The organism is Flavobacterium maritimum (assembly GCF_040049085.1).
In the GTDB taxonomy this organism is placed as follows: domain Bacteria; phylum Bacteroidota; class Bacteroidia; order Flavobacteriales; family Flavobacteriaceae; genus Flavobacterium; species Flavobacterium maritimum.
The window spans coordinates 609,080-633,638 of sequence record NZ_JBDLZY010000001.1; the positions used below are offsets into that span (position 1 = coordinate 609,080).

Genomic DNA, 24,559 nt, shown 5'->3' on the forward strand with positions numbered 1-24,559 from the left:
ATTGAACAACCAAATTCATTTAGGATCCCAAAGCGAAAGTTTTGGGATTTTTTTATGGCTGTAATTTAGATATAAAAAAACACCTTCACTAAGAGGTGTTTAAAAGAGTTGTAGCTTAGTTACTTGTCGTGTTAATTACAGCAATAATTTTTAGTGTTTTAATTCCTGCAGGCAATTTCCATTCGACTTCATCATTTTCTTTAAAACCAATTATAGCTACCGATAGCGGAGCTAAAATAGAAACTTTTCCTTCCTTTATATCAGATTGTGAAGGCATCACAATTTGAATTTTCATTTGTTTATGGGTTGCAACGTCTTCGATTACTACATGAGAATTAATTCGGATAATAGTTTCAGCAAAAAAGTCTTCTTTGCTTATTGTACCTCTGTCTAATTCTTGTGTCAGCAAAGCAATCTCTGTAATATTCGTGCTGTCTTTAGCATTTTTTGCTAATTCCCTAAGAATGGTATAATCGGTAATTGTGAAAACTGGAGTTGGTTTCATAAAATTAAGAATTTAAAAGTGTTTATTGTTCTGCTATTGAATGCTGTAAATTAATGCGTGACCATAGTGCTAAACTTTATTTAGCAACCTGATTAAAAAAAATAGGTAAAGCGAGAAACATTTGATGAGACAAAATCTATCAAATGAAGTACATAATTAAAAAAAGAAATCCTCCGCCCTGAAGAAAAGTTTATATAGACGGAGGCCTAATTGATAAAGGCCTTGTTGTGTGAAAATAGTACAGCAACACTCGGTCTTCTTGATAAAGAAAACAAAAGGTATAATGCCGTAAAAAGTGTAATAGTTATCATAGGGATGATTTTTCCACAAACACAAAGTTAGTTAAAGATTTTAATCTTTACTATTTTTTATTTCCATTTGATATTGCAACCCAAACTAGGTTTTTGGTCCGGATTAATGCTTCTATTATAAATCACTCCATCAATGGCACCACGCAAATCATTACCACTAAGGGGAATCCCATTTCCTGGTCGGCTGTCGTCTAACTGACCACGATATACTAATTTGTTTTGATTGTCAAACAAGAAAAAGTCTGGAGTGCAAGCCGCATCATAAGCTTTGGCTACCTCTTGTGTTTCATCATATAAATAGGGAAACTCCATTTTGTTTTCAAAAGCGAATTCTGTCATCAATTCAGGTGCATCCTGAGGATATTTTACCACATCATTACTGGAAATAGCGATTATACCTAATCCTTGAACACGATAATCATTGGCAATCATTACAATCTCTTCGATAACATGACGCACAAATGGACAATGGTTACAAATGAACATTACCAAAGTTCCCTTTTCCCCTTTTAAATCAGCAAAAGAAAACCAATGATTGGAATTGGTGTCTTTTAAATAAAATTCCGGAGCAACGGTTCCAAGTGGTAACATATTGGAGGGAGTTCTTGACATTGAAGTTTTGTGTTTACAGTTGAAGCTTTAAAGTTATGAAAAAAGGATTGTTTTTTAGACTGGAAATGCTAAATTAGTCAGTGAAACAATAACAAAATTAGTATCAGATATAATTATGGAATTAACCTGGACAGAATTTGAAAAAGTAGAAATGCGGGTAGGGACTATTCTGCAAGTCAATGATTTTCCCGAAGCTAGAAAACCTGCTTACCAACTTACAATTGATTTTGGTTCTGCAATCGGAATCAGAAAAACCTCTGCTCAAATTACTAAGCGCTACCAGAAGGAAGATTTGGTTAACCGACAAATTGTTGCAGTGGTCAATTTTCCTAAAAAGCAGATTGGAAAATTCATGAGTGAGTGCCTTGTGCTGGGCGCTGTGGGCGCTGTGGGCGATGTGATTTTATTGGCTCCTGATTTCAAAATAGAAAATGGCTTGCGTATTGGGTAAAGTCAATAGCTGAATTGTGAATTTCGGAATACGTTAGTAAAATCATAATGTGTTGCAAATAAGGTTTTTATGTAAAAACATATTCGTAAATTTACTGCTTGTTTAATCAAACGACTAATCTTTTTGTTCTAAATAAGATTGTCGTTTGATTCATGGCAATCCTTTAAATAATTGAGAGCAATCCAATTAATGAAAAAGATTATGAACCTTATTATACTATATATCATGTCTGCAATAATAAGTACTACCTTAACCGTAAAAAGTACAGCTTTTAAGCACAATGAATATATCCCTTCAAAATATACTTGTGACGGCTTAAATATAAATCCGGAGCTCATAATAGAAGACCTGCCTGCTTCAACAAAAAGTCTTGCCCTTATAGTAGATGACCCGGATGCACCTAATGGAACATTTTGCCATTGGTTGATGTGGGATATTCCACCAAAAAATACGATAAAAGAAGATAGCAGGCCTGGAACGGAAGGTAAAAACAGTATGCGTGAAAATAATTATTTTGGCCCATGTCCGCCACGTGGCACACACCATTATCATTTTAAAGTGTATGCTTTAAACGCTAAACTTAATTTACCGGTAAATACTGATCAACAGGAACTCTTAAATGCTATGAAAGGGCATATTATTTCCTCAGGAGATCTGATTGGTTTGTATAAAAGATAATCGTTTTGAAAACAATATCGAACTAAGAATTGATTTTTTGAATCAGTTGTTCAAGGATTAATTGTCCTTCTTCCCAAAATTCCAAATTTGATTCGGAGTTGATATGTCCCTTTTGACCCACATTTACAAAATCACTTCCCCATTGTTGGGCTAAATATTCGGCTCTTTCAATCGAAATATAGGGATCGTTTTCACTACTTATAACGATCGAAGGAAAAGCGAAGGGTATTGTCGGTATAGGTGCAAAATTCCAAATTACTTCTGGTGCGTGCTCAGATGAATCTACGTCGGCAGGGGCAACTAATAAAGCGCCTACAATATTCGGATTATTATTGGCGGAAGCCCAATGCATAACCATCGAAACTGCTAAACTATGTGCTACTAAAATGGTTGGAGAGTCTAACTTTAGGATTGCTTCATTTAGATTGTGGAGCCAGTCATTGAGTATAGGTTCATCCCAATTATCTTGAATAAGCTTGGTTGAATTTTCAAATTTACGTAGCCAATAACTTTGCCAGTGCTCCTCTCCAGAGTCTCCAAGTCCCGGAAGGATTAATAATTTTGGTTCCATTCGTACTGATTTGTATGATAACGTCTTGGTAGACTTAAACGGATGTAAATATAACTGTTTTTCTAGTTTTGTAAAAAGACTTAAAAAAGGAATTTAGGCTTTCTCTATAGGAAGATTTTCCAATTGTCCCCATTCGGTCCATGAACCATCATAAACTGATTTAGGATTTTTAGCAATCAATTCGTAGGCAATTAGGTCAATGCAGGCTGTAATGCCAGATCCACAAGTGAACATTTGAGGTTTGTCTTCTGTTTTTAAGATTTTAATTAATTCTTCTTTCGGTAAAAATTTTCCGTTTTGCAGGACTTGGGTGTAAGGAACATTTATGGAACCGGGAATATGTCCGCTTCTTAAACCGGCTCTGGGTTCATCGCCTATTCCTTTGAATCGGTTTTCTGCCCGTGCATCGACCAATACCGCTTCTTTGGTTTGTATATTTTCTAAAATCTGTTCTTTGGATTTTACCAATTCCGGAATAAATTTGGCTTCAAAATTCCCGACAGTATAGTTTTGATTTTGAGGTATTTCTTCAGTAGGATAGGCTTCTTTTATCCATTCGGGTAATCCACCGTCTAAAACAGCCACATTTTCGTGCCCCATTATTTTAAACAACCACCATGCCCTGGGACTTGAATAGATGCCTAAAGTATCATAAACGACAATTGTACTATCCTTGTTGATCCCTAATTTTTTAGCTTCAGCTTCGAATTGTTGGGGAGTCGGAAGGGTATTTGGTAATGGATTTGTTGTATCGCTAAAGGTGTTTTTTATGTCAAAAAAGCGCGCACCCTTAATTTGAATATTTTCTAAATCCGTTTTCAAACTTGCTTGATTGTCTTTTAAACTGGCATCCAGTATAACTAGCTTCGGATCTTCAAGATGAGTATGAAGCCATGCAGTACTAACGATTGGTTCTGTCATTTGATTTAGTTTTAGTTCTTCTTTTCCTTAATAATTCGTCTCACTTCCTTCAGTAATAAAGGGAAAGCAGGTTCTGTCATGTTGTGGCCAAATCCGTCTAATTCGTATAATTTAGTGTCTTTGTGTCCAGCAATTTTCATCATGCGCATCAAATAAGCATTTTCTTCATAACGCCCTAACATTTCTAATTCTCGATCTCCGGTTATGAGTAATAAAGGAGGAGCATCTGCCCGAACGTGAAAAAGGGGAGCGAATTCATCTACTACCGGTTGGGTATCAGGAATACCGCGTTCTTTCCGAACTAAAAAATGGGTAATTGCCTGTCCACTGAACGGAATCAGTCCTGCGATTCTGTTTGCATCGATTCCTTCTGCCTTCAGCCATTTTTTGTCCAAGCCGACCATGCTCGCTAAATAACCTCCTGCGGAATGTCCAGATACAAAAATAAGGGATTCATCTCCACCAAAAGTATGGATGTTTTTAAAAGCCCAAGCTACGGCTGCAGCAGCATCTTCAATGTATTTTGGAGCGCTAACCTTTGGTCCTAAACGATAATTTACTGAAATCACGGCAATTCCTTGATTTTTTAGGGCTTCTGGGAGTTCTTTACTTCCACTTGTTAATCCACCGCCATGAAACCAAATTACGGTTGCAAAGCCGCTACTGTTTTTTGGATAATAAACATCCAAAACACATCTTTCCTTGATGTAAGCATCTGTTTTATTTACTGCATCTGAGTAATACGGAATGTTTAGTTGTGATGTGTATTCTAATTTCTGAGCCGAAACGGTTATGCAAAAAGAGAATGTAAAAAGGAAAAGAAAAAATTTTTTCATGTTAAATTGTCATTTTTGATTCAATCTTTAATCAGCTATTTAGTCCTTTAGACTGTATAGGATTTTTTGAAAATCGGCTTTAAATTTGTCTTTGTTTTCGGCTGATGACCAAGATAATACTTTATAAAAAGCATCTTTAGTTTCCACAATTCCAACCAAATAATAAATTTCAATTGTGGCCTCTTTGTCGTAGTAAGTCACGTCTGATTCAACAAAATTGGTGGTGCCCACTTTTTTATAAATAGGCTTTGAGACCGCTCTTTTATCTTGGTCGACAACAAAATCTTTGATGAAGTCTTCATAGAATTCGGCAAGGGAAACATAATTTAAGTCGGCTAATGCCAGTTCTTCCTTATTGTCTTCAATGACGAAACCATAAACGTCTTTCACGGCACTTTTGTATTGTATGATGGCGGAACTGTTTAATTCTACCGTTTTGCTCATATAATCCGGTAAACTAATATAAAAAATATGACCGGCTTTGTATTCTTTTAATGGGGTCTGAGCAAATAGAGCGGAAGTTGTTAGGAATAAAGTGATGGTGAAAAGCGCAACTGTTTTCTTCATTTTTTGGTTTTTATTTGGTTGATTTATTTATTTATTTAAATTTTCTTGTATTCGGACTTTAATCAGTTCCCTTAATAGTTTGTCAGGGATTGGTTTTTCGGGGGTAAAACGAATGGTGCCTTTCGAGATATCGAAGTCCTTTAAATCATCTTTAAAATGGTTTACCGTTTCTGAATTCCAAAGATAAAAACCGCAATGATTTTTGAAGGCGGCAAAACCGACCAGCATACCATGAAATTTGTAGGCAGGTATTTGGTAACTGATTACTTCTTCTGCGTCTGGAGCGACTTCTTTTATTGTCTTTCGCAGATTTTCCAAAGCTTCCCTAAAATGTGGAGCTAGGGTAGAAAGGTAGGAGTCAACATCTTTTATAGCAGTCGCCATAGTACTTTTTTATAATTTGATATAAGAATTGTTTGAAAGTATCATAAAAAACTGACGCTCTTATATTTTTTAAATGTACAAAAAAAGTCCAAAAATCGGTAGACTTTTGGACTTTCTGTTTTTATTTAAGTATAAACGGTAAATTATATATCGTCAAAATCAATATCAGTAAAACTTGATGTTTGAGGTAAAACATCGCTGTCTTCAAATTTATCGGAAGCATATTCTTTTTTGAAATCTTTCTGATGTCTTTCTGAGATTACTTCTTCGCCTTTGTGGTTCAAAACATAAGAAGTCATTTCTCCAAGAATTTCTGCGAAAGCAGCGAAATCTTCTTTGTATAAATAGATTTTATGTTTTTTAAAATGGAACGATCCGTCTTCTTCAGTAAACTTTTTGCTTTCGGTAATTGTTATATAATAATCGTCAGCTTTGGTAGCTCTTACATCAAAGAAATAGGTTCTTCTTCCAGCTCGTAAAACTTTAGAAAATATCTCTTCTTTTTCTAACATGTCATTTTCTCTCATAATCCTTTCTGTCAATTTTTTTGTTTAAATAGCAATCAAAAATCATAAAAATATATGGATTAAACAACAATTATTGCAATTCTTTTTCCGAAAGTTGTTTCAAATATAGGGCTGCATAGTACCCTTCTTGATTTATCAATTGATTATGAGAGCCTTGTTGTGTAATCTTGCCGTCTTCAATAATGATAATTCGGTCTGCATTTTTGGCTGAGGAGATTCTGTGACTCACAATTATGGTTGTTTTGTCTTTACAGATCTCATTTAAGTTGTTCAAAATAGCTTCTTCGGTCTCTGTATCCACAGCAGACAAACAATCATCAAAAAGTAAGATGGCCGGATTTTTAATAATGGCTCGGGCTATAGAAACACGCTGCTTTTGGCCGCCGGAAAGTGTGATTCCCCTTTCGCCCAGGATAGTTTCGTATTGTTTGTTGAAACCAATGATATTATCGTGTACCACAGCGCTTTTGGCAGCAGCTTCAACTTCCTCATTGGTAGCTGTTTCTTTGCCAAATTTGATGTTGTTTTTGATGCTGTCTGAAAACAAGAAGGCATCTTGTGGTACGATTCCAATACTGTTTCTTAAGTCGAATAAATTTAAGCTACTGATTTCTTTTCCGTCAACGGTTATTTCTCCGTCAGTCACATCATAAAGTCTTGAAATCAAAGATAAAATAGTCGATTTTCCGGCACCGGTTTTTCCTAAAATAGCCAGTGTTTCTCCTTTTTTTACAGTAAAAGAGATGTCCTGTATGGCTTTTATATTGGTATCCTCGTATGTGTAACTTACATTTTTGAAAGCGATAGTCCCTTCAATAATTGAATGCTCAGGGTTTTTGTTTTTGATTTCAGGTTCAATTTTCAGAAACTCATTCAAGCGTTTTTGTGAGGCTTCTGCTTCCTGAACCATTGAGGAAACCCAACCCAAAGAAGCAACAGGCCAAGTTAACATGTTGACATATAAGATGAATTCTGCTATAGTTCCAATGCTTGTGATTGTTCCGTTAATGTACATCAGACCACCAAAATAAATCACTACCAAGTTACTGATTCCTATCAATGCAAGCATCAAAGGGCCAAATAAGGACTGTACTTTTGCCAGATTTAAACTTTTGCTTTTACTTTCATTGGCTAAATCCACCATATTATTTTGGTGTTGATTCTCTAATGAATAGGCTTTTATTACCCGAATTCCAGAAAATATTTCTTGCGTAAAACTGGAAACTTTAGATAAGTATTGTTGAAATACGGTGCTTCGAACATTGATCTCTGAACTCAATTTGAAAATAGCATAAGACAAAACGGGCAAGGGCAGAATGGTGTAGAGCGTCAGCAGCGGTGAGACATTATACATATAGGCAATCACTATGGCAAAACGGATGAATGTATTGATGGTGTACATAACGGCAGGTCCCACATACATTCTCACTTTGGAGACATCCTCACTAATACGATTCATCAAGTCGCCGGTTCTGTTTTGTTTGTAGAAATTTTGGGATAGATTTTCATATTGACGAAACACTTCATTTTTCAAATCGAATTCGATGTGACGCGACATTACGATCAGAGTTTGACGCATCAGGAAAGTTAGAAAACCGGCAACAATGGTTGTTCCTATTATAAGCAAGATATTATCTATCAGCTCGCCTCTAAAGTGAGCTATGACAATTTGGGATGACTTTTCTTCTGAAGAAAGTTTGTCAAATTTTTCAATGGCACCTAAAGATTCGCTAATCAGTTTTGGTGTAAACAAAGAAAATATTTGTGCGACTATAGTGATAACAATTCCAAGTAAAAAACTGTATTTATATTTGACAAAGTATTTGTTTAAATAGCTTAATTCTTTCATGTTTTTATGATATTCTGTATTTAAATAATCCTGTTTACAGAAGTATTTTTGTTTTTTATTAAATGCAAAACAGGCCTTTTTATTTATTTTGTATTATCAAATACGTAATTTTAAATAAAAATATTTAGATATTCTTATTTTTTGTGTACTTTTGACTTGTCTTTTTGACAAATTCATAATTTATCACTAAAAATAATAGTACTATGAATGCAGCTTTCACAACAGGAAAGGAACTTCAAAAAATGGATCCCGTTTTTGGTCAATTATCATTTGACGATCACGAACAAATCGTATTTTGCAACGACAAAGATACAGGTTTAAAAGCAATTATTGGTATTCACAATTCGGTTATGGGACCAGCATTGGGAGGTACCCGAATGTTTAATTATGCTAATGAATGGGAAGCTCTCAATGATGTTTTACGTCTTTCAAGAGGAATGACTTTCAAAGCGGCGATTACCGGATTGAATATTGGTGGAGGTAAAGCAGTGATTATTGGCGATGCCAAAACTCAAAAAACGCCTGAATTGATGCGTAAGTTTGGTGAATTTGTACATTCTTTAAGCGGAAGATATATTACTGCCGAAGATGTAGGAATGGAAACCAGTGATATGGATCTTGTGAGAGATGTTACTCCTTATGTTACCGGAATTTCTGAGGAAAGAGGAGGAGCAGGAAATCCTTCACCCGTGACTGCTTTCGGTGTGTATATGGGAATGAAAGCGGCTGCTAAACATCAATTTGGTTCTGATGTTTTGGATGGTAAAAAAGTCTTGGTACAAGGAATCGGACATGTTGGAGAAACTTTGGTTGATTATTTGACAAAAGAAGGCGCAAAAGTTACCATTACTGACATCAATGAAGAAAGATTGTATGAAGTAGGAAAGAAATACAATGCTGAAATATATACAGGTGATGATTTGTATTCTGCTGATGTAGATATTTACGCACCTTGTGCTATGGGAGCAACTTTAAATGATGCGACTGTAAATAAAATCAAGGCAAAAGTAATTGCTGGTGCTGCGAATAACCAATTAGCAAATGAGACTGTTCACGGTGCTATTTTGCAGGAAAGAGGAATATTGTATGCTCCGGATTTCTTGATCAATGCTGGTGGAATTATCAATGTTTATGCTGAATTAGCACATTATGACAAAGCTGAAATCATGCGTAAAACAGAAAATATATACAATACTACTTTAGAAATTATTGATTTTGCTGTTGCAAATGGAATAACGACACATCAAGCCGCTTTGACTATTGCGCAAAATCGTATTGATTTAAGAAAAATAGAGAATAAGAAAGGTTAATTCAATGGTCAGGAATTAGTGTTCAGTTACCGGTTATGCCTTATCTAAGGGAGCTGGTAACTGAGCTGACCATTGCAATTAATTTAAAAAAAGGTGTTTTAATTTTATTTTCACCGATGTTATTCTTATTTTTGCAGACTAATTTATAAAAGTTCTTACAAGGTGGTAAATAGAAGACACATACGCGTCAAAGTCATGCAGTCCATTTATGCGATGCATCAAAACGGATCTGATAATATGGAAAAAGAAGAAAAATTTCTTTTTTACAGTATCGATGCCATTCAGGATTTATACCTCATAATGCTTTCTTCCCTAATTGAAATATGTAAAAAAGAAACTGTCTTTTTGCATTTATCAAGTCAAAAACATCTCGCTACTCCAGCAGAGCGTAATCCAAACGAAAAATTTATTAAAAACAGTATTTTCCAAATTCTTGCGGAAAATAATTCGTTAAGTATTGCTTTAGAAAATCGTAAAATCAACAATTGGACTTTAAATGATGATTACATCATCTTACTTCTTAATGCGGTAAAGGAAAGTAAATTGTATGCGAATTACATGAGAAATGCTATCAATACTTTCGAGGAAGACAAACAGTTTATTGTTGATATATTTTCAGAGGTAATTGTTCCTAACGAAAAATTATACGATTATCTGGAAGATGATAAATTGACTTGGGTTGATGATATTCCATTGGTTAATACGCATATTGTTAAACAATTGAAAGCGATTAAACAAGGTGAAGATGATAATTTCAGGGTTCCGAAATTATATAAGGACAATGAAGATAAAGATTTTGTTAGGGATTTGTTTAGAAAAACAATTCTGAACGAGCGCGAATTGGCCAAAGAATACGATGACAAAACACCTAACTGGGATAGTGAAAGAATTGCTGAAGTAGACACGATTATCCTTAAAATGGCTATCTGTGAATTCTTGAAATTTCCATCCATTCCGGTAAAAGTAACTTTAAATGAATATTTAGAGATTGCCAAAGAATATTCTACTCCAAAAAGTAGTATTTTTATCAACGGAATTTTAGATAATTTAGTAAAAGAACTTCAGGCGAGCAAAAAGATGATTAAAGCTGGCCGTGGTTTAATGTAAAAAGTAACAAAAAAAAAGAATTAAAATTATGGAACAATTAACTCAATTTGCACCGTTTTTATTAATGTTTGTAGTGATCTATTTCTTCATGATCAGACCACAACAAAAAAAGGCTAAAGCGGAAAAAGAATTTGAAAGCGCATTAAAAGTTGGCGATAAAATCATAACAAAAAGTGGTCTTCATGGTAAAGTTTCAGAGCTTGCTGAAACAACTGTTGTTATTGAAACAATGTCAGGAAAACTTAAAATGGAGCGTTCTGCTATTTCTATGGAAATGAGTGCAGCATTGAATAAAAAATAGTTTTAAGCTATACATAAAAAAGTCCCAACCGATATGATATTCGGATTGGGACTTTTTTATGTCTTAAAAAATAAGATTACTTTTTATTCTTCTTGTTTTTTTTGTTCTTCTTTGCTTTTTTAGCCTTTGCTTTAGCTTTTTTAGCTTTAATTTTTGCTTTGACTTTAGCCTTTTTAGCTTTTTCTTTTTTAGCTTTTTTGGCCTTTGCCTTTTTAGCTTTTGCTTTTTGTTTCGCTTTCTCTTTAGCAATGGCTTTCAATGCCTTTTTTTTATCTTTTTCTTTCATTTTTACTTTATTTTTTTTCTTATTTTTCTGATTTTCTTCTTCATTTAGAACTTCAGGATTTTCTTGGACTTCTTCAATAATCATTTCAGTGATTATTTCTGTAATAACCGCGGTGGGTTGTTCAATAACTTCAACTGCTTCAACCGTTTCGACAGTTGGTTTACTTACTCTGGCTTTTCTTGTTTTAACCGGCTTGGCGGCTTCTGGTACTTTAACGGCTTCAGCGGCTTTTGTGGTAGGGGTTAAAATCTGTTCTTGTTTTTTTTCCATAACATCATTTTTTATATTGTGTTTATATTTTGAAAAAATTAGCCATGTTCCAATGTTAATTAATGATTAACAGAACATTAGTAAATTTAACTAAAAAAAGGATATCTTGATGTTAAGTTTTTACTTACAGACGTTTTTAGGGATAAGATAAAAAGGAAACCATGTTAAAATGGCTTAAACTGCTGGAGTTTGGTTTAGAAAAAAAATCCCAAATTTCAATTATAATGATTGAAATTTGGGATTTGGTTTTTATACGATAATTTATTTTATCGGTATTTGTCATTTAAACCTATGTTTTCAAGAATCATGGGTTTTATTTTTTCAATTCTGGAGCGTTTGGTTTCTTCGCGTTTGGCTGTTTCAATATATTCTAAAAATTCCTTTTGCTTGTAAGGAGTGAACTTATGAAACGCTTCGGCCAAAAGTAAATCTGAATCCAATTCTTTTTGAAAAAGTTCTGAAACAATCACTTTTCCTTTTTCAGGTTTGATTATTTTTCCCTGTCTTTCATTTTCGATGGCTTCCAGAATATAGTGCAGTACTTCTTTTTCATTGACTTCTTCTTTTGATGAAAAACGCCATTGACGCAAAGATTTGGTAACACCTTCATTGGCATTGACCAATACTTGTTTTTCATCTTTGAGGAATACACCATTAAAAAACCAAATGGCAAAATAATTTTTGAATCCACCAATACCTAAGACATTTTTGCCATTGAGAACATAGACAGAACCACCCCATTTGGAAGTTTCCAGGAGTTCTGTTTGGGCTATAATGGATTGAAGTAAATGAAGTTCTTCAGACCATTTTTCAGTTTTGTTCCAACTTGGCTTTATGTCTTTTGAAGAATCCAAATTATTTTTTTCTTTTCTTGTTTTCTACTGGTGCTTTAAAATCGGTAATAGATGTCAATTGAGCAATTTTTACAATTACATTGACAGCTTTTTGCATACTTTCTACAGGAACATATTCGTATTTACCATGAAAATTATGTCCACCCGCAAATATATTAGGGCAAGGCAATCCTTTGTAAGATAATTGAGAACCATCTGTTCCGCCGCGAATTGGTTTTATAAGCGGTTTAATACCCAAATCTCTCATCGCATTTTCGGCAATATCCACAATATATTTTACAGGTAAAACCTTTTCCTTCATGTTGAAATACTGGTCTTTTATTTCTGCTATGGCAATGTCTTCACCAAATTGTTTTGCAAATTTCTTATTGATTTTTTTGGTGATTTTCTCAATCAGTTCTTTGCGTTTTTCAAACTTTTTCTTGTTATGATCTCTAATAATCAATTCCAAAACAGTTTCTTCAATACTTCCGTTTAGGTGATGTACATGAAAAAATCCTTCATAACCTCTGGTTTCCTGGGGAGTCTCTCCTTTTGGTAATTCATTGATAAAATCATTGGCAATCAACATAGAATTGATCATTTTTCCTTTGGCATAACCTGGGTGAACGCTTTTTCCTTTGAAAGTAATTTTGGCTCCAGCCGCATTAAAATTTTCATATTCTAATTCACCTACTTGACTTCCGTCCATAGTATAGGCCCAATCAGCTCCAAATTTTTCCACATCAAAATGATGGGCACCACGACCAATTTCTTCATCAGGTGTAAAGCCGACTCTGATTTTTCCGTGTTTGATTTCAGGACTGTTGATTAGGAATTCCATGGCCGTAACAATTTCGGTAATTCCGGCTTTGTCATCTGCGCCTAATAAAGTATTTCCATCTGTCGTAATCAAAGTCTGTCCTTTGTAAAGCAATAAATCTTTGAAATAACTTGGAGATAAAACGATGTTTTTTTCGGCATTCAATACAATATCACCGCCATCATAGTTCGGAACAATCTGAGGTTTTACATTGGCTCCGGAAAAATCAGGGGAAGTGTCAAAATGAGAGATAAATCCAATAGTGGGTACCTCGTGATCCACATTACTTGGTAAAGTAGCCATGATATAGGCTTTGTCATCAATAGTGACATCCTGCATTCCAATTGCTTTTAATTCGTCTACCAGTTTGTTGGCAAGATCCCATTGTTTTGCGGTACTTGGAGTTGTTTCGGAATTCGCATCTGATTCAGTATCAATTGTTACATAACTGATGAATCTATCTATAATATGTTGCATTTATCTAATTTTTGGACAAATATAAACATTTTTTGAGCGCTTTTTTTTGAAGAAATAATAACTGTTATTTCTTTTCCTCTTTTTCTAAAATTCTGATTTTAATAAAGTGAAATCAGTATTAATGCTAATTAAACTATATTGTTTTACTTAAAATTATAAAAAGAATTTAGGTTTTGAAAAAATAAAAAAAATCCATTTTATCTGTTTTTGGAACATGAAAAAATGGATTTGCAATTAAATGTTTGCTTGGAAGTAAAACTAAGCTTTTTCTTTTTCGAATCGGGCTATAACTTCCTGATAATAATCAAAAGTGATTCGGGCGATGGATTCCCAACTGAATTGTTTCAGTACACGAACACGACCTTCCTTACCCATTTTTGTGGCCAATGCTTCATCGTCTAAAAGAAGGTTTATTTTGGCTGCGAAGTTCTTTTGGAAAGCCTCTGGATCGGCGGGATTGAAATCGGTTCTGGAAATACTTTGAAGCGGAACCAAATAGCCTGTACTTCCTTCCACAATTATTTCCGGAATTCCACCAACCAAACTTCCCACTACTGGAGTTTCACAAGACATGGCTTCCAGATTAATGATGCCAAAAGGTTCGTATAAAGAGGGACAGGCAAACACGCGGGCATGGCTGTACAATACTTTTATTTTTTCGCGTGGCAACATTTCAGAAATTAAAATAATGCCTTCGCGTTCTGCTTTTAAGTCAGCGATTAAAGCTTCTGTTTCGGCTGCAATTTCCGGAGTATCCGGCGCACCTGCGCAAAGAACTACCTGACAATTTTTGTTGAAATGTTTGGCCGCTGCAATAAGTTGGGAGATTCCTTTTTGGCGGGTGATACGGCCTACAAAAAGAACAAAAGGAATATCTGGATTGATACCATATTCCAAGAGTAAATCAGTATCAAAAGTTGGTTTGTAAAATTCAGGATCGATGCCGTTATGAATTACAGTCACTTTCTCGGGCGCAACATCATAGGCTTCGATAACATCCTGTTTCATTTGTTCGCTCACAGCAATAACACCATCAGCTGTTTTATACGCTTTGTCTTCGATCCAACGGGAAAGGAAATAACCGTTTCCTAATTGTTCCACTTTCCAGGGACGGTGTGTTTCTAAACTATGTGTGGTAAGAATAAGCGGCACTTGCAATAATTCTCGAGTAAAAACACCTGCTAAATGGGTGTACCAAGTGTGACAGTGAATAATATCAGCCTGAGGGGTAGCTTGGGACATTTCGACATTACGGCTCAGATTATGAAACATCTTAATATGTGCATTGTCTTTGTCTTCCATTTTGGTCAGGCAGGAATTGATGCCACGTACATGCATGCTTGAAGCGTCCGTATTTTGGTCACCAAAACATCGTACTTCCACTTCTCCTAATTTGGCTAATTCCTGACTAAGGAAATCAATGTGTACACCGGCACCACCATAAATATTTGGTGGGAATTCGTTTGAAAAAAGAGCTATTTTCATCTTGGGAATATGTTTTTATTTATGTTTTATTAAAAAAGTCTTGGGCTGCACTCTAATCCAAAACGAATGGTATTATTTATTCATTATTGAAAGGAATCAGTAATCAAATGGGTTCAAAAGGAATTGTTTGCCCTATGATTTTGATAAATTTAAGAAATAAAACCTCACAGCCAAAATTTATTCCCGAAATGAAGATGTAATTTTTTGTCAGATTGATTGCAATGCATTAAGCTGAGGAATAAAAGATTCAGTTAATGACATTGCAATTGAGCGGATGATTGAGACTATTCGCAAATAATGATAGTAATTGAAAAAAGGTCTGTCAACTAAAAACCCCGTCTATTTTGTAATAAACGAGGTTTAGATGTAATGCATTGGTTGGTTATTTTAGTTTTATTCTTGTTTGTAAATATGAATGGATTGACCCACTAATTTCCATTGTCCGGCTATTTTTTCCAGCATTCGAATTTCATAAGAGAATGTTTTTTTACCATCGTTAGCGGTCGACTCCTCATCGTGACTCACCCAGGCAGTATTGCCGTTGATGCTCATTTTGTAATTGGTGTTTACGGAAAAACCGCCATTACCCATATTTTCGGGTTTTGTATCAATCATTGCCATTGGAGGAACATCAAAGCTTTCTCCCTTGGTGGTAGATACTAATATTCTGCTATAGGGTTGAACATGCCAGCATTCTGTGTGACCTTTGCTGTCTTTGGCTCTCCAAGTGGCGGATTCTTTTTCTAATACTTTTTTGATAGCGTCTTCCTCTTTTGATTGAGCGAAATTGACCATGTTAACTAGCAGGATAAGAAAAAAGGATAATTTCCATTTCATAATGATGTTGTTTGACTGTTTTTAATCGAAATTACTGTTTTTTAAGTTCGAATGTTACTTTTTTTTAAATAAAAGCGTCGTAGGTAACTGTTTATCTTTGAGTTGAAGGATGAAACGTTTTCCAACTGTGCCAATATTCCTGATAAGCATTTAATTTTTTTAGACTTGGCTTCGCCGGATTTTGCGATAGTCCCATAAAGGTATAGCTATTGTCTTGACTGATTAAAGTATCATTTACAAGGGTAAAAACCTGATCATTATTTTGTCTTTCCAAAACCACAAAACTGCTATTGTCTTTTGATACTATTACGGCGATTGGATTATTGTCAACCGTATCGTAAATAATTCGTTCTTTTTGTAGTTTATTCCAATCGTAGGCTTTACTGGATTTGCCTATGATGACACCCACAATCCATGATTTTGCCTGCCAGGATGCTGTGTCTCGACGTGTAAGTTTTCCTTTTAATCTTCCTTTTTCGTATGTTTTTAAGCTATCATATTCCGCTTGAAATTTTTTGTCAGGCTGCATAATCAATGTGTTCGGATTTAGCGCTATCCATTTGCGTAATGTGATTTGAACAGAAGGAAACTCTGGTAAGGTATATCCTTTTAGTTTACCTGCGATGGCTTCTCCCGTTGCTTGTCGCCACCAAGACTTGGTTGACTGATCTTCAAACATCGCATTGAAATGATCCATGCCTACCAATCTAAAATTCTCGGGCTTACCATTAACAACAGGCTCAAAAACTCTTCCTGTGCGACAAACCGTGCAATAGGTTACCATAATTGGCTTACCGCCGACACTATCCCGTACCTGATGATGATAGCCCAAAAATTGAATAGGGTAGGCTTTGGCTTGTCCATTGTATTTTACAGCCAATACCAATCGATCAGGATTTACAGTGTTTTTCGTTGTGTTTGTAAGCTGTAGCACAGTTGGTTGATAGAACATAGTGTCTGCAGCCATTTCATAATTTGCAGCATAATAGACGGCTATAACAATTAAAATGGCTGCAACAGACAACCACTTTGATTTTAAAAAAGTACTTTTTAAACCCAAAAGAATCATTGCGCCAAATAATATACGAAAATACCAACGCCACGAGTATAGAAAATAAGCGATATCAATACTATTCATTTCCTGGCTGCCGGGCATTGGCATAATGAAAAAAACATTCGCAATCTCAAATAAGAGGAAACCTAAAATTCCTAGATAAAATACTTTCTTCATTTTGATTATAAGGGCTAAAAAGATTAATAATATTCAGATTTGTTTAATGTACCGTTTTCGTTCTCTGAGACCTAATGTCCTGTTGGGAATTTATCTTTAATCAAGTTTAAATTAATGCCGTGTTCAAGGAAAGCTTTCATGCCATCCAAAACTGTTGTAAATCCTCCCGTCGAATCTCTAATTATTGCTAGAAGTTTTTCACCGGTTTCCGTGTAGCCATATTCTTTTACAGAGACATAAGTTGAATTATCACCCATACGGTCAAAAGTAAATTCAACTGTTCTGGCCGGATTATTCCACTCAAATTTGATCTTTTCATTTTCGATAATGGCTATCACAGTGATTACAGCCGACACCTGATACATTTCCCATTCCCAAGTAACGCTTTTGTTTGCTTCCAGTTTTCCACTACTTTTTGTAAACCAAAAATTCTTGGTGATTTCTGGATTTATTAAAGCTTCAAAAACTTCTGAACTTGGTTTTCGGATAAGCATTTTTGCTTCTGAATAATTCGAATTGTTTACTACCATCTCACAATTGTCTTTTTAGTTATAATTACTGTTATATAAGTTGCTTTGAGCAGGGATGAGGATTTGGATTACTTCAGGTTTTAATTTTAGCCAAATAGAAAAAAATAATTTTCGCTCAGGCTTTACAATTTTACTTGAAAAAACCGTGATTCGTCATTTTTTCTTTTTTTCCATTTCGTCAATAATCCGTTTTTTTATATCAACTTTTGCCCCTCGCAGAACGTAAATGGAAATTTCGGGTTCTCTTGCAAATTGATTGATTCTTTTGCCGGCCAAATAGACAGTGTCAAATAGTGGAATCTCTTCTTTTCTCTCTTTGTCTTCATCATCTGATTCTTTTACCAAAATAACATCTGTAATTTTTTTGTCGAAGTTGAACCAATTGATATAGTCTGCATTAAAGGAGGTTGCGATCACTTTTTTGTTTTGGGTGTAGTAGTTTATTGCCCCTGCCTGTCCGTAGTTGTCACAAAGAATTAAGGTTTGATCCAAGTTCGGAATCGTAGCAGCAATCGAATCTACTTTTACCGCCAGTTCTTTCCAGCCAAGCATATCAGCAAAGTCTTGGGGCAATAAATGGTCTTTCCCGTCTTCCCAACGGAGCAAGCCAAGATCTTTATAATGCTTTGCATTTTTTACAATGGTTTCAGGGCTTTTGTTAGGAAATAAAAATCCGTACATCGGAATGAAAAATAAAAAAGGAATCAGAATAAGTATTGGGCGTAAATATTTTTTCCAGCCATCCTTTAAAATATCAGCAAGGAAAACCGAACCAAACGAAATATAAATAGGATAAAGGCCAATAGCATAATAATCTTTTGCCTTGAAGTAAACAAAAACGATCAGTGTGAAAATAATGGACCAAAATAAAAAGGTATATTTTTTAAATGGCTTGTAAAATACCAAAGCGTAAAGGCCCGAAATAATTACAAATAAAGAGCCTATGAAAAAAAACAGTTGCGATTTTAAAAATTCTAATCGGTCAACATTTACCAATTGGGTGCTTGCTAATTCATTTAAATGAGAAATAACCGGAAAATTATTGTTGTATTGCCATAGAAGGTTTGGCAAAATAAGTAGCAACCCTAAAACGAATGCCATGTAAAATTTCTTTTGTACAAAAATTTTTCTATGTTCGGATAATAAAATAGCAGGCAAGAGACCAAAGAGCAGAAAAATGACATTGTATTTATTAAGAAAACCAACAGCAAATACGATTGCACCAATAAAAAGCCATTTTGAATTTTCGGTTTTGAAATATTTGATTAAAATAAAATAAAATGCGGTCCAGCTCAAAACGTCAAAAGAATTAGGCTGAAATAAAGTATTGAGTCTTAAAAGGGCTGAAAACAGAACGCAAGTTGCTCCCAATAACAAAGCAAACAAATCACCGTTTAATTCTTCAATTGCTTTCCATACCACAAAAATTGTCAATGCACCGAACAGCGCAGGAAAAAATTTTACCCAAAAAACAGAGCCACCCAGAAAATAAATAATACTTGAAATCCAGGAAGTAAAAGGAGGAACGGATAAATAGCCCCAAGCCAAATGTTTTGCCTGATCCAGATGCAAGTATTCATCTCTTTGTAAATCATACTCAGAACTTATTAAAACATATTGCAGCAAAAATTTCAATACAATAAAACCAATTAATAATAGAGTCTTTTTTGTCATTTGTTGCGTTTGATTATTGGATGCTCTTTTTTGGGCTTTCGAATGCTGCTAATTTTTATTCTCTTAGTCTTCCGTTTAAGTCAAATATACAAAAAGAAGTTTCCGCTTATCATTTAAAAGTCGATTTCTATATCATAAAAACCGACTTTTTAAAGAACTGTGTTTTTCTTATTCTTGATTGAATGTTATTAAATGAATGCAATTAGTATCGTTACTTTTTAGGTTTAGCTCCCATATAGAATGTCAATTTACTGCCAGCTGTAATATCACTATGGTTTATAAATAAATGGGGTAAAGGCTTGCCGTTTAGCAGTATTTTTTGAACATATACATTCTTGTCGTTTTGGTTAATCACATCTATTGTAAAAGTGTTACCGTTTTCTAAAGTTAAGACTGCTTTGTTTACTAAAGGGGACCCAATAGCATATTCAGTGGAGCCTGGTGCAACCGGATAAAATCCTAATGATGAAAAGATATACCAAGCACTCATTTGTCCGCAATCATCATTTCCTCCCAAACCATCGGGTGTTGGTTTGTATTGCATTTGCATAATTTTTCTAACCTGATATTGTGTTTTCCAAGCTTGGTTTGTCCAATTGTAAAAGTAAGCGACATGATGTGCGGGTTCATTTCCGTGAACATAACCGCCAATAATTCCCTCTCTGGTAATGTCTTCTGTTTCTGCAAAAAATGAATCCGGCAAATGCATGGAGAACAAAGTGTCTAAACGGGAAGCAAAAGCAGCTGTACCACCCATTTTGGCAATAAGTTCGGTTGGGTTGTGTGGGACAAAAAAGCTGTAATTCCAACTGTTTCCTTCAATAAATCCTTGACCATGGGTAGACAAAGCACTAAAATCGGTTTTAAAAGTTCCATTAGCCAATTTTGGTTGCATGAATCCTGTAGCTGAATTAAAATTATTTTGCCAATTTGCAGATCGTTTTAGAAACTCTTCATAAATGTCTTGTCTGTTTAATTTTTTTGCTAACTGTGCAATACACCAATCATCATATGCATATTCTAAAGTATTTGAAACTGAAATGCCACTTTTTTCATCAGGAATAAAACCGAGATCCATATAAGAGTCAATCCCTTCGTAGTTTCGGTGTTTTGCTGTTGTGACACAAGCGTTTAAAGCTTCGTTTGCATCACCATTATAAGTGCCTTTAAGTATGGCATCTGCAATTACCGAAACACTGTGATAGCCGCTCATACACCAATTATCGTTGGAGTAATGAGACCAAATTGGCAACATCTTTAAGGCACTTTGATTGTAATGTGCCATCATCGATTTTATCATGTCGCTATTGCGCGAGGGCTGAATTATATTAAAAAAAGGATGTAGGGCACGATAGGTATCCCATAAGGAGAACGTACTATAATTGGTAAAACCATTAGCTATATGAGTGTCCTGATCCAAACCTTTGTATTGTCCGTTTACGTCTGTATAAACGGTTGGGTTTATAAATGTATGATACATGGCGGTGTAGAAATTCACCTTAGTATCTTCAGAAGCTTCTATTTTAATTTTATTCAGTTCGGTGTTCCAAGATTTTTGGGCGTTGATTTTTACTTTTTCAAAATCCCAGTCTTTAATTTCGGATTGCATATTTTCCAATGCATTTTCTTGGCTTACAGAAGACAGTGCCAATTTTATTTTGATTTTTTCGCCCTCATCAGTTTTAAAATCAAAATACATGCGTATTCTTTTTCCAGCTATCTCAGGAAAGTTTTTAGATTGATCAAATTTCCTCCAAAATCCTCGGTACGCTTGTTTGGGGTCATAATTTTTTTGTCCGTAACTGATAAATGGTTTCGAAAATGACATGGCAAAGTAAACCGTTCGGGTCCGTGCCCAGCCATTTGTTTGTCGGTAGCCCGTAATAAGTGTGTCATTAACCACTCGCACATAAGTCCAAACGTTCTTTTCATCATAATTATAAATACCAGCCATTAAGTCAAGGATGATGTGACTTTCATCAGATTTTGGAAATGTGTATTGGTGCATTCCAACTCGGGTAGTTGCTGTCATTTCTGCAATAATACTGTCGTCATCGAGTTTTACTTTATAATAACCGGCTTCAGAGATTTCGTTGGAATGGGAGAACGCAGAACGATAACCGCTTTTTGTGTCGGAGGCAATTCCGGGATTCAATTGCAGTTTTCCTTGGGTTGGCATCACCAAAAAATCACCAAGATCAGAATGTCCCGTTCCGTTTAAATGGGTATGGCTAAAGCCTACAATAGTCTTGTCTTCGTATTTATATCCCGCACAATATTTGTAAACATCACCATTGTATTTTCCGTTTAATTCATATGAAATAGTATCGGTTTCCGGACTTAATTGAACTGCTCCAAAGGGCACAGTTGCGCCAGGATAAGTATGACCCATTTTTTCCGAACCAATGATGGGTTTTACATATTTGACTAAATTTTGTTGTGCATGAATGAGATTAAAACACAGAGAAAGAATAACTAGTAGGAAGTATTTCATTTGTTTAAATATTAAGGAAATATTGCTTTTGAATTTTGCACTTTAGCCCGCCTGACGCAAAACTCTTGTTAGTTGCAGACTTTTTTTATTTCGTAAATTATGTTGTTTAGATTTTTTTTGTCAATTTTATTGCAGACCAAATTAAATCCTATTTTTTCTAATAATTTTCTTGAATTTTGATTTTCTTTATCAGTATATGCTTCAATAATTTCAAAATCTAGTTTGTTAAAAGCATAATCCAAAATTCCGTTAATTGCATTAGTCATTATTCCTTTATTTTGAAAACTTGGAAATAATTCATATCCTAGTTCGGCATATTTTCTTTCGGGATTAATATTCCAAATAGCAATTGTTCCTGCAAATTCATTGTTTTCAAGCGTTCTTATTGAAAAAAACAAATCACTTTTATTTATTTCTTCTATAAAGTTTTCAATATCATTTAATGATTTATTTAAATCTCTTTTAATGAATTTACCAACTTCAGGATTTGTTCTTAATTTATGAATTAATTCTGCGTCCGAGTTTTCAACAATTTTTAATTTTAGTTTATCGGTTATTATTTCGTGATTCATTTTTTAGAGAAATTTTCGAGTAAGTTTGCCAAACCGCTTTTAGACGTTCATTGTTATCGGCTCATATTTTTTCGTTATATTTTGGATCGAAATCCACCATCCATTCAATACCGAATTTGTCTCGAAACATCCCAAAGTAGGAACCCCAAGGACTGTCGCCAATAGGTGCTTCAATATTTCCGCCTGCTGAAAGTCCGCTGAATAACTTGTCGGCTTCTTCGCGACTTTCTGCGCTAATAGATATTTTAGATCTGTTTTCATTTTCATTTACTTTACCCATACTTTCCGGAACGTCATTAGCCATTAAAATATTTTTGCCAATGGGCAAAGCAATGTGCATTATCTTATTTGCTTCATTTTCTGCTACTGTATATTCAGGGCTTGCTAAATCTTTGAAACGCATAATCTTTGTGAACTCTCCGCCAAATACTGATTTGTAAAAATTGAATGCTTCTTCGGCATTTCCGTTGAAGTTAATATGAGGATTGATAAGTGCCATAATTTTATTTTTTTAAGTTGTTACGATAAAAGTAAAAAATAAATTGAACCGTTAAACTACTGTTGCGCTAAACTCTTTTTGGTTGGAGAGGTGTCGTTTGTTATTCGTGATTTTATCCAACTCTTAAAATTTTTTCCATCTTTTTGCCTTTCGCCAATTCGTCCACCAACTTGTCCAAATATCTTACTTGTTTGGTTAAAGGATTTTCAATTTCTTCAATCCTATAGCCACAAATTACTCCTGTTATCAGATGAGCGTTCGGGTTCAATTTTGCGTTCTTGAAGAAAGTTTCAAAAGTAGCTTTCTCGTCAATCAGTTTTTGCAGTTTATTGTCGTCAAAGTTGGTCAGCCACTCGATTACTTGATGCAATTCTTCTTTTGTCCTTCCTTTTCTCTTAACTTTCGCGATATAGTGTGGATATACCGACGAAAAAGTCATTTTTGCCATACGTTCATTGTGTTCGGGTGTTGGTGTCATATTATTTAAGTCTTTCTAAATGTCCTTTTCTTTTCACAATGTTTTTATAGTCCCATTGTATTTCTCTTGATTTTTTCAGCCAGCGTTTTATGTCGTTTGTTTCAATTTCAGAAACATTGTTGAAGAAAATGGAAGCATCTTTAAATTTCTCTCCCTTTACATTTAAATTTTCTTCTTCAAAGTCCGCTCCGCTCCAAAACATTAGTCTTATTCCTTTTTTCTGTTTGCTATAGCCAACTATGGGGTTGCCGTCTAAAAACCAAACCGGATGAGCGTGCCAAATTTTTTTTTCTGCTTCAGTCAGTTCGCTGTCAATTGAATTGGCGAGAAAGTCGCAAATTTCTTTGTCTGCCGATGTTTGATTGTTGTTATATGTTTGAATTTCCGTGTTCATATCTGTTTTCAAAATGTTGGAATTTCGTGTCAGGTGATTGTCTGCTCGATAATTTTGCAACCTGTGGAGAAGACTGCTTGTCCAGCATTGTGCCCCAGTATTTGGCATTTGCAACAGCCAGCTGTCTATAACCACAAATTGTTGTTTAAAGATACAAAACTTTCTTTTAGCTCGTCCACGCCAATTACTGCAAGGTACTGCTAGTGGTTGATCGCGGGATATAGATTATGTTTTGCTTGTGTGTCTGCAGAATAGCATGACTTAGTTGGTCAGTAATAATGATTTTATATTTAAATCATACTTGAGGCAGCAAGCAGACCAGCTTTAACAATGGTGTCGCACGGAATGGTTTCAAGTACTTCTTTTTCAATATTAACTGTTCTGCATTCATGAGGTCCGCAAACATCACAACAAGTGCTTTGACCAACTTTCCCTCCGATATATTCCTCCATTGGAATATCATTAATCCATATTCTATTTGATTCCAACGTATCCTTTTTAAATTGTGTCTCTGTCAAAGCCTCTTTTTCAAGAACTACTTCAATATTCATGGGCTTAAGCGATTCTTTCAAAATAATAACTGCTTTCTCAACTTCGTCACCCGTAGATTTGCATCTTGGGCAGGTTTGTCCGCCATGAAGCAGTCTTTGCCATTTTATTTTAAGTATTTTCATTGTCATTATTTTTAAAATTATAATCGTCTGTGAATTGTCCCATTTAGTACTAAGGTAATGATGCTTGGCGAG

General features: G+C 34.8%; 28 protein-coding genes. 5 read left to right on the top strand and 23 right to left on the bottom strand.

The genetic code is table 11. The features are described from left to right. Window positions 1-115: 115 nt before the first annotated feature. Both ABEB23_RS02655 and ABEB23_RS02660 read right to left on the bottom strand, forming a co-directional pair. A complete protein-coding gene (locus ABEB23_RS02655) occupies window positions 116-505 on the bottom strand; it encodes a GreA/GreB family elongation factor (RefSeq protein ID WP_348810825.1) in 390 nt (129 codons plus the stop codon). A gap of 368 nt (window positions 506-873) precedes the next feature. Further along, window positions 874-1,428, bottom strand: a complete 555-nt coding sequence (locus tag ABEB23_RS02660) for a thioredoxin family protein (RefSeq protein WP_348810826.1) — start codon at window positions 1,426-1,428, stop codon at window positions 874-876. Between the two features lie 115 nt (window positions 1,429-1,543). Here ABEB23_RS02660 and ABEB23_RS02665 point away from each other — a divergent pair, with 115 nt between their 5' ends. Beyond that, on the top strand, window positions 1,544-1,879 hold the full coding sequence (locus ABEB23_RS02665) for a tRNA-binding protein (RefSeq protein WP_348810827.1): 336 nt from the start codon (window positions 1,544-1,546) through the stop codon (window positions 1,877-1,879). Window positions 1,880-2,104: 225 nt separating this feature from the next. Next, window positions 2,105-2,557, top strand: a complete 453-nt coding sequence (locus ABEB23_RS02670; protein WP_348810828.1) for a YbhB/YbcL family Raf kinase inhibitor-like protein — start codon at window positions 2,105-2,107, stop codon at window positions 2,555-2,557. Window positions 2,558-2,579: 22 nt separating this feature from the next. Here the strand turns inward: ABEB23_RS02670 and ABEB23_RS02675 are convergent, their stop codons facing one another. The 7 genes from ABEB23_RS02675 to ABEB23_RS02705 all read right to left on the bottom strand — a co-directional run bounded on the left by ABEB23_RS02675 (window position 2,580) and on the right by ABEB23_RS02705 (window position 8,212). Then, window positions 2,580-3,128: an RBBP9/YdeN family alpha/beta hydrolase gene (locus ABEB23_RS02675; RefSeq protein ID WP_348810829.1), complete on the bottom strand. Its 549-nt coding sequence runs from the start codon at window positions 3,126-3,128 to the stop codon at window positions 2,580-2,582. A 93-nt stretch (window positions 3,129-3,221) separates the two neighbouring features. Next, the gene (locus ABEB23_RS02680) at window positions 3,222-4,049 is read right to left on the bottom strand and encodes a sulfurtransferase (RefSeq protein ID WP_348810830.1); all 828 of its coding nucleotides are present in this window, start codon (window positions 4,047-4,049) and stop codon (window positions 3,222-3,224) included. 11 nt (window positions 4,050-4,060) lie between these two features. Next, a complete protein-coding gene (locus tag ABEB23_RS02685; protein WP_348810831.1) occupies window positions 4,061-4,885 on the bottom strand; it encodes an alpha/beta hydrolase in 825 nt (274 codons plus the stop codon). Between the two features lie 39 nt (window positions 4,886-4,924). Then, entirely contained in the window at window positions 4,925-5,452 is a 528-nt protein-coding gene (locus ABEB23_RS02690) for a hypothetical protein (protein WP_348810832.1), read from the bottom strand. 27 nt (window positions 5,453-5,479) lie between these two features. Continuing rightward, window positions 5,480-5,836, bottom strand: coding sequence for an iron chaperone (locus ABEB23_RS02695; RefSeq protein ID WP_348810833.1), 357 nt, complete (start codon window positions 5,834-5,836; stop codon window positions 5,480-5,482). A gap of 143 nt (window positions 5,837-5,979) precedes the next feature. Beyond that, window positions 5,980-6,363 carry a PUR family DNA/RNA-binding protein gene (locus ABEB23_RS02700; RefSeq protein ID WP_348810834.1) on the bottom strand — a complete coding sequence of 128 codons (384 nt, stop codon included), beginning with the start codon at window positions 6,361-6,363 and terminating at the stop codon, window positions 5,980-5,982. 70 nt (window positions 6,364-6,433) lie between these two features. Then, window positions 6,434-8,212, bottom strand: coding sequence for an ABC transporter ATP-binding protein (locus tag ABEB23_RS02705; protein ID WP_348810835.1), 1,779 nt, complete (start codon window positions 8,210-8,212; stop codon window positions 6,434-6,436). A 203-nt stretch (window positions 8,213-8,415) separates the two neighbouring features. Here ABEB23_RS02705 and ABEB23_RS02710 point away from each other — a divergent pair, with 203 nt between their 5' ends. From ABEB23_RS02710 to yajC, 3 genes are all read left to right on the top strand, one after another. After that, window positions 8,416-9,522, top strand: coding sequence for a Glu/Leu/Phe/Val family dehydrogenase (locus ABEB23_RS02710; protein WP_348810836.1), 1,107 nt, complete (start codon window positions 8,416-8,418; stop codon window positions 9,520-9,522). A 195-nt stretch (window positions 9,523-9,717) separates the two neighbouring features. Then, window positions 9,718-10,629: a transcription antitermination factor NusB gene (gene nusB, locus ABEB23_RS02715; RefSeq protein WP_348810837.1), complete on the top strand. Its 912-nt coding sequence runs from the start codon at window positions 9,718-9,720 to the stop codon at window positions 10,627-10,629. A gap of 28 nt (window positions 10,630-10,657) precedes the next feature. Continuing rightward, window positions 10,658-10,930 carry a preprotein translocase subunit YajC gene (gene yajC, locus ABEB23_RS02720; protein WP_348810838.1) on the top strand — a complete coding sequence of 91 codons (273 nt, stop codon included), beginning with the start codon at window positions 10,658-10,660 and terminating at the stop codon, window positions 10,928-10,930. A gap of 76 nt (window positions 10,931-11,006) precedes the next feature. Here yajC and ABEB23_RS02725 read toward each other — a convergent pair whose 3' ends face one another. From ABEB23_RS02725 to ABEB23_RS02790, 14 genes are all read right to left on the bottom strand, one after another. Beyond that, window positions 11,007-11,486, bottom strand: coding sequence for a hypothetical protein (locus tag ABEB23_RS02725; RefSeq protein WP_348810839.1), 480 nt, complete (start codon window positions 11,484-11,486; stop codon window positions 11,007-11,009). 266 nt (window positions 11,487-11,752) lie between these two features. After that, a complete protein-coding gene (locus tag ABEB23_RS02730; protein WP_348810840.1) occupies window positions 11,753-12,340 on the bottom strand; it encodes a YdeI/OmpD-associated family protein in 588 nt (195 codons plus the stop codon). Window position 12,341: 1 nt separating this feature from the next. Beyond that, on the bottom strand, window positions 12,342-13,619 hold the full coding sequence (gene pepT / locus ABEB23_RS02735; protein ID WP_348810841.1) for a peptidase T: 1,278 nt from the start codon (window positions 13,617-13,619) through the stop codon (window positions 12,342-12,344). Window positions 13,620-13,877: 258 nt separating this feature from the next. Further along, complete coding sequence (gene glgA, locus ABEB23_RS02740) at window positions 13,878-15,104, bottom strand: glycogen synthase (protein WP_348810842.1); 1,227 nt, start codon at window positions 15,102-15,104, stop codon at window positions 13,878-13,880. Window positions 15,105-15,497: 393 nt separating this feature from the next. Continuing rightward, window positions 15,498-15,941 (bottom strand): endo-arabinase, encoded by a 444-nt coding sequence (locus ABEB23_RS02745; protein ID WP_348810843.1) that lies wholly within the window; start codon window positions 15,939-15,941, stop codon window positions 15,498-15,500. Window positions 15,942-16,032: 91 nt separating this feature from the next. Then, the gene (locus ABEB23_RS02750) at window positions 16,033-17,172 is read right to left on the bottom strand and encodes a DUF3179 domain-containing (seleno)protein (protein ID WP_348810844.1); all 1,140 of its coding nucleotides are present in this window, start codon (window positions 17,170-17,172) and stop codon (window positions 16,033-16,035) included. 71 nt (window positions 17,173-17,243) lie between these two features. Next, the gene (locus tag ABEB23_RS02755; RefSeq protein ID WP_348810845.1) at window positions 17,244-17,702 is read right to left on the bottom strand and encodes an SRPBCC family protein; all 459 of its coding nucleotides are present in this window, start codon (window positions 17,700-17,702) and stop codon (window positions 17,244-17,246) included. Between the two features lie 153 nt (window positions 17,703-17,855). Then, entirely contained in the window at window positions 17,856-19,376 is a 1,521-nt protein-coding gene (locus tag ABEB23_RS02760; protein ID WP_348810846.1) for a glycosyltransferase family 39 protein, read from the bottom strand. 211 nt (window positions 19,377-19,587) lie between these two features. Beyond that, window positions 19,588-21,870 carry a GH92 family glycosyl hydrolase gene (locus tag ABEB23_RS02765; protein ID WP_348810847.1) on the bottom strand — a complete coding sequence of 761 codons (2,283 nt, stop codon included), beginning with the start codon at window positions 21,868-21,870 and terminating at the stop codon, window positions 19,588-19,590. A 68-nt stretch (window positions 21,871-21,938) separates the two neighbouring features. After that, window positions 21,939-22,442, bottom strand: a complete 504-nt coding sequence (locus tag ABEB23_RS02770) for a GNAT family N-acetyltransferase (protein ID WP_348810848.1) — start codon at window positions 22,440-22,442, stop codon at window positions 21,939-21,941. Window positions 22,443-22,503: 61 nt separating this feature from the next. Next, window positions 22,504-22,941, bottom strand: coding sequence for a VOC family protein (locus ABEB23_RS02775; RefSeq protein WP_348810849.1), 438 nt, complete (start codon window positions 22,939-22,941; stop codon window positions 22,504-22,506). Window positions 22,942-23,053: 112 nt separating this feature from the next. After that, entirely contained in the window at window positions 23,054-23,419 is a 366-nt protein-coding gene (locus tag ABEB23_RS02780; protein ID WP_348810850.1) for a DUF2200 domain-containing protein, read from the bottom strand. Between the two features lies 1 nt (window position 23,420). Further along, entirely contained in the window at window positions 23,421-23,813 is a 393-nt protein-coding gene (locus ABEB23_RS02785; protein ID WP_348810851.1) for a DUF1801 domain-containing protein, read from the bottom strand. 290 nt (window positions 23,814-24,103) lie between these two features. Continuing rightward, the gene (locus ABEB23_RS02790) at window positions 24,104-24,487 is read right to left on the bottom strand and encodes a DUF2703 domain-containing protein (RefSeq protein WP_348810852.1); all 384 of its coding nucleotides are present in this window, start codon (window positions 24,485-24,487) and stop codon (window positions 24,104-24,106) included. Between the last annotated feature and the right edge of the window lie 72 nt (window positions 24,488-24,559).

What these genes read in the sequence shown, in the direction of transcription:
- ABEB23_RS02655 (WP_348810825.1), bottom strand. Translation starts at nt 505, where the DNA reads ATGAAACCAACTCCAGTTTTCACAATTACCGATTATACCATTCTTAGG.
- ABEB23_RS02660 (WP_348810826.1), bottom strand. Translation starts at nt 1,428, where the DNA reads ATGTCAAGAACTCCCTCCAATATGTTACCACTTGGAACCGTTGCTCCG.
- ABEB23_RS02665 (WP_348810827.1), top strand. Translation starts at nt 1,544, where the DNA reads ATGGAATTAACCTGGACAGAATTTGAAAAAGTAGAAATGCGGGTAGGG.
- ABEB23_RS02670 (WP_348810828.1), top strand. Translation starts at nt 2,105, where the DNA reads ATGTCTGCAATAATAAGTACTACCTTAACCGTAAAAAGTACAGCTTTT.
- ABEB23_RS02675 (WP_348810829.1), bottom strand. Translation starts at nt 3,128, where the DNA reads ATGGAACCAAAATTATTAATCCTTCCGGGACTTGGAGACTCTGGAGAG.
- ABEB23_RS02680 (WP_348810830.1), bottom strand. Translation starts at nt 4,049, where the DNA reads ATGACAGAACCAATCGTTAGTACTGCATGGCTTCATACTCATCTTGAA.
- ABEB23_RS02685 (WP_348810831.1), bottom strand. Translation starts at nt 4,885, where the DNA reads ATGAAAAAATTTTTTCTTTTCCTTTTTACATTCTCTTTTTGCATAACC.
- ABEB23_RS02690 (WP_348810832.1), bottom strand. Translation starts at nt 5,452, where the DNA reads ATGAAGAAAACAGTTGCGCTTTTCACCATCACTTTATTCCTAACAACT.
- ABEB23_RS02695 (WP_348810833.1), bottom strand. Translation starts at nt 5,836, where the DNA reads ATGGCGACTGCTATAAAAGATGTTGACTCCTACCTTTCTACCCTAGCT.
- ABEB23_RS02700 (WP_348810834.1), bottom strand. Translation starts at nt 6,363, where the DNA reads ATGAGAGAAAATGACATGTTAGAAAAAGAAGAGATATTTTCTAAAGTT.
- ABEB23_RS02705 (WP_348810835.1), bottom strand. Translation starts at nt 8,212, where the DNA reads ATGAAAGAATTAAGCTATTTAAACAAATACTTTGTCAAATATAAATAC.
- ABEB23_RS02710 (WP_348810836.1), top strand. Translation starts at nt 8,416, where the DNA reads ATGAATGCAGCTTTCACAACAGGAAAGGAACTTCAAAAAATGGATCCC.
- nusB (WP_348810837.1), top strand. Translation starts at nt 9,718, where the DNA reads ATGCAGTCCATTTATGCGATGCATCAAAACGGATCTGATAATATGGAA.
- yajC (WP_348810838.1), top strand. Translation starts at nt 10,658, where the DNA reads ATGGAACAATTAACTCAATTTGCACCGTTTTTATTAATGTTTGTAGTG.
- ABEB23_RS02725 (WP_348810839.1), bottom strand. Translation starts at nt 11,486, where the DNA reads ATGGAAAAAAAACAAGAACAGATTTTAACCCCTACCACAAAAGCCGCT.
- pepT (WP_348810841.1), bottom strand. Translation starts at nt 13,619, where the DNA reads ATGCAACATATTATAGATAGATTCATCAGTTATGTAACAATTGATACT.
- glgA (WP_348810842.1), bottom strand. Translation starts at nt 15,104, where the DNA reads ATGAAAATAGCTCTTTTTTCAAACGAATTCCCACCAAATATTTATGGT.
- ABEB23_RS02745 (WP_348810843.1), bottom strand. Translation starts at nt 15,941, where the DNA reads ATGAAATGGAAATTATCCTTTTTTCTTATCCTGCTAGTTAACATGGTC.
- ABEB23_RS02750 (WP_348810844.1), bottom strand. Translation starts at nt 17,172, where the DNA reads ATGAAGAAAGTATTTTATCTAGGAATTTTAGGTTTCCTCTTATTTGAG.
- ABEB23_RS02755 (WP_348810845.1), bottom strand. Translation starts at nt 17,702, where the DNA reads ATGGTAGTAAACAATTCGAATTATTCAGAAGCAAAAATGCTTATCCGA.
- ABEB23_RS02760 (WP_348810846.1), bottom strand. Translation starts at nt 19,376, where the DNA reads ATGACAAAAAAGACTCTATTATTAATTGGTTTTATTGTATTGAAATTT.
- ABEB23_RS02765 (WP_348810847.1), bottom strand. Translation starts at nt 21,870, where the DNA reads ATGAAATACTTCCTACTAGTTATTCTTTCTCTGTGTTTTAATCTCATT.
- ABEB23_RS02770 (WP_348810848.1), bottom strand. Translation starts at nt 22,442, where the DNA reads ATGAATCACGAAATAATAACCGATAAACTAAAATTAAAAATTGTTGAA.
- ABEB23_RS02775 (WP_348810849.1), bottom strand. Translation starts at nt 22,941, where the DNA reads ATGGCACTTATCAATCCTCATATTAACTTCAACGGAAATGCCGAAGAA.
- ABEB23_RS02780 (WP_348810850.1), bottom strand. Translation starts at nt 23,419, where the DNA reads ATGACACCAACACCCGAACACAATGAACGTATGGCAAAAATGACTTTT.
- ABEB23_RS02785 (WP_348810851.1), bottom strand. Translation starts at nt 23,813, where the DNA reads ATGAACACGGAAATTCAAACATATAACAACAATCAAACATCGGCAGAC.
- ABEB23_RS02790 (WP_348810852.1), bottom strand. Translation starts at nt 24,487, where the DNA reads ATGAAAATACTTAAAATAAAATGGCAAAGACTGCTTCATGGCGGACAA.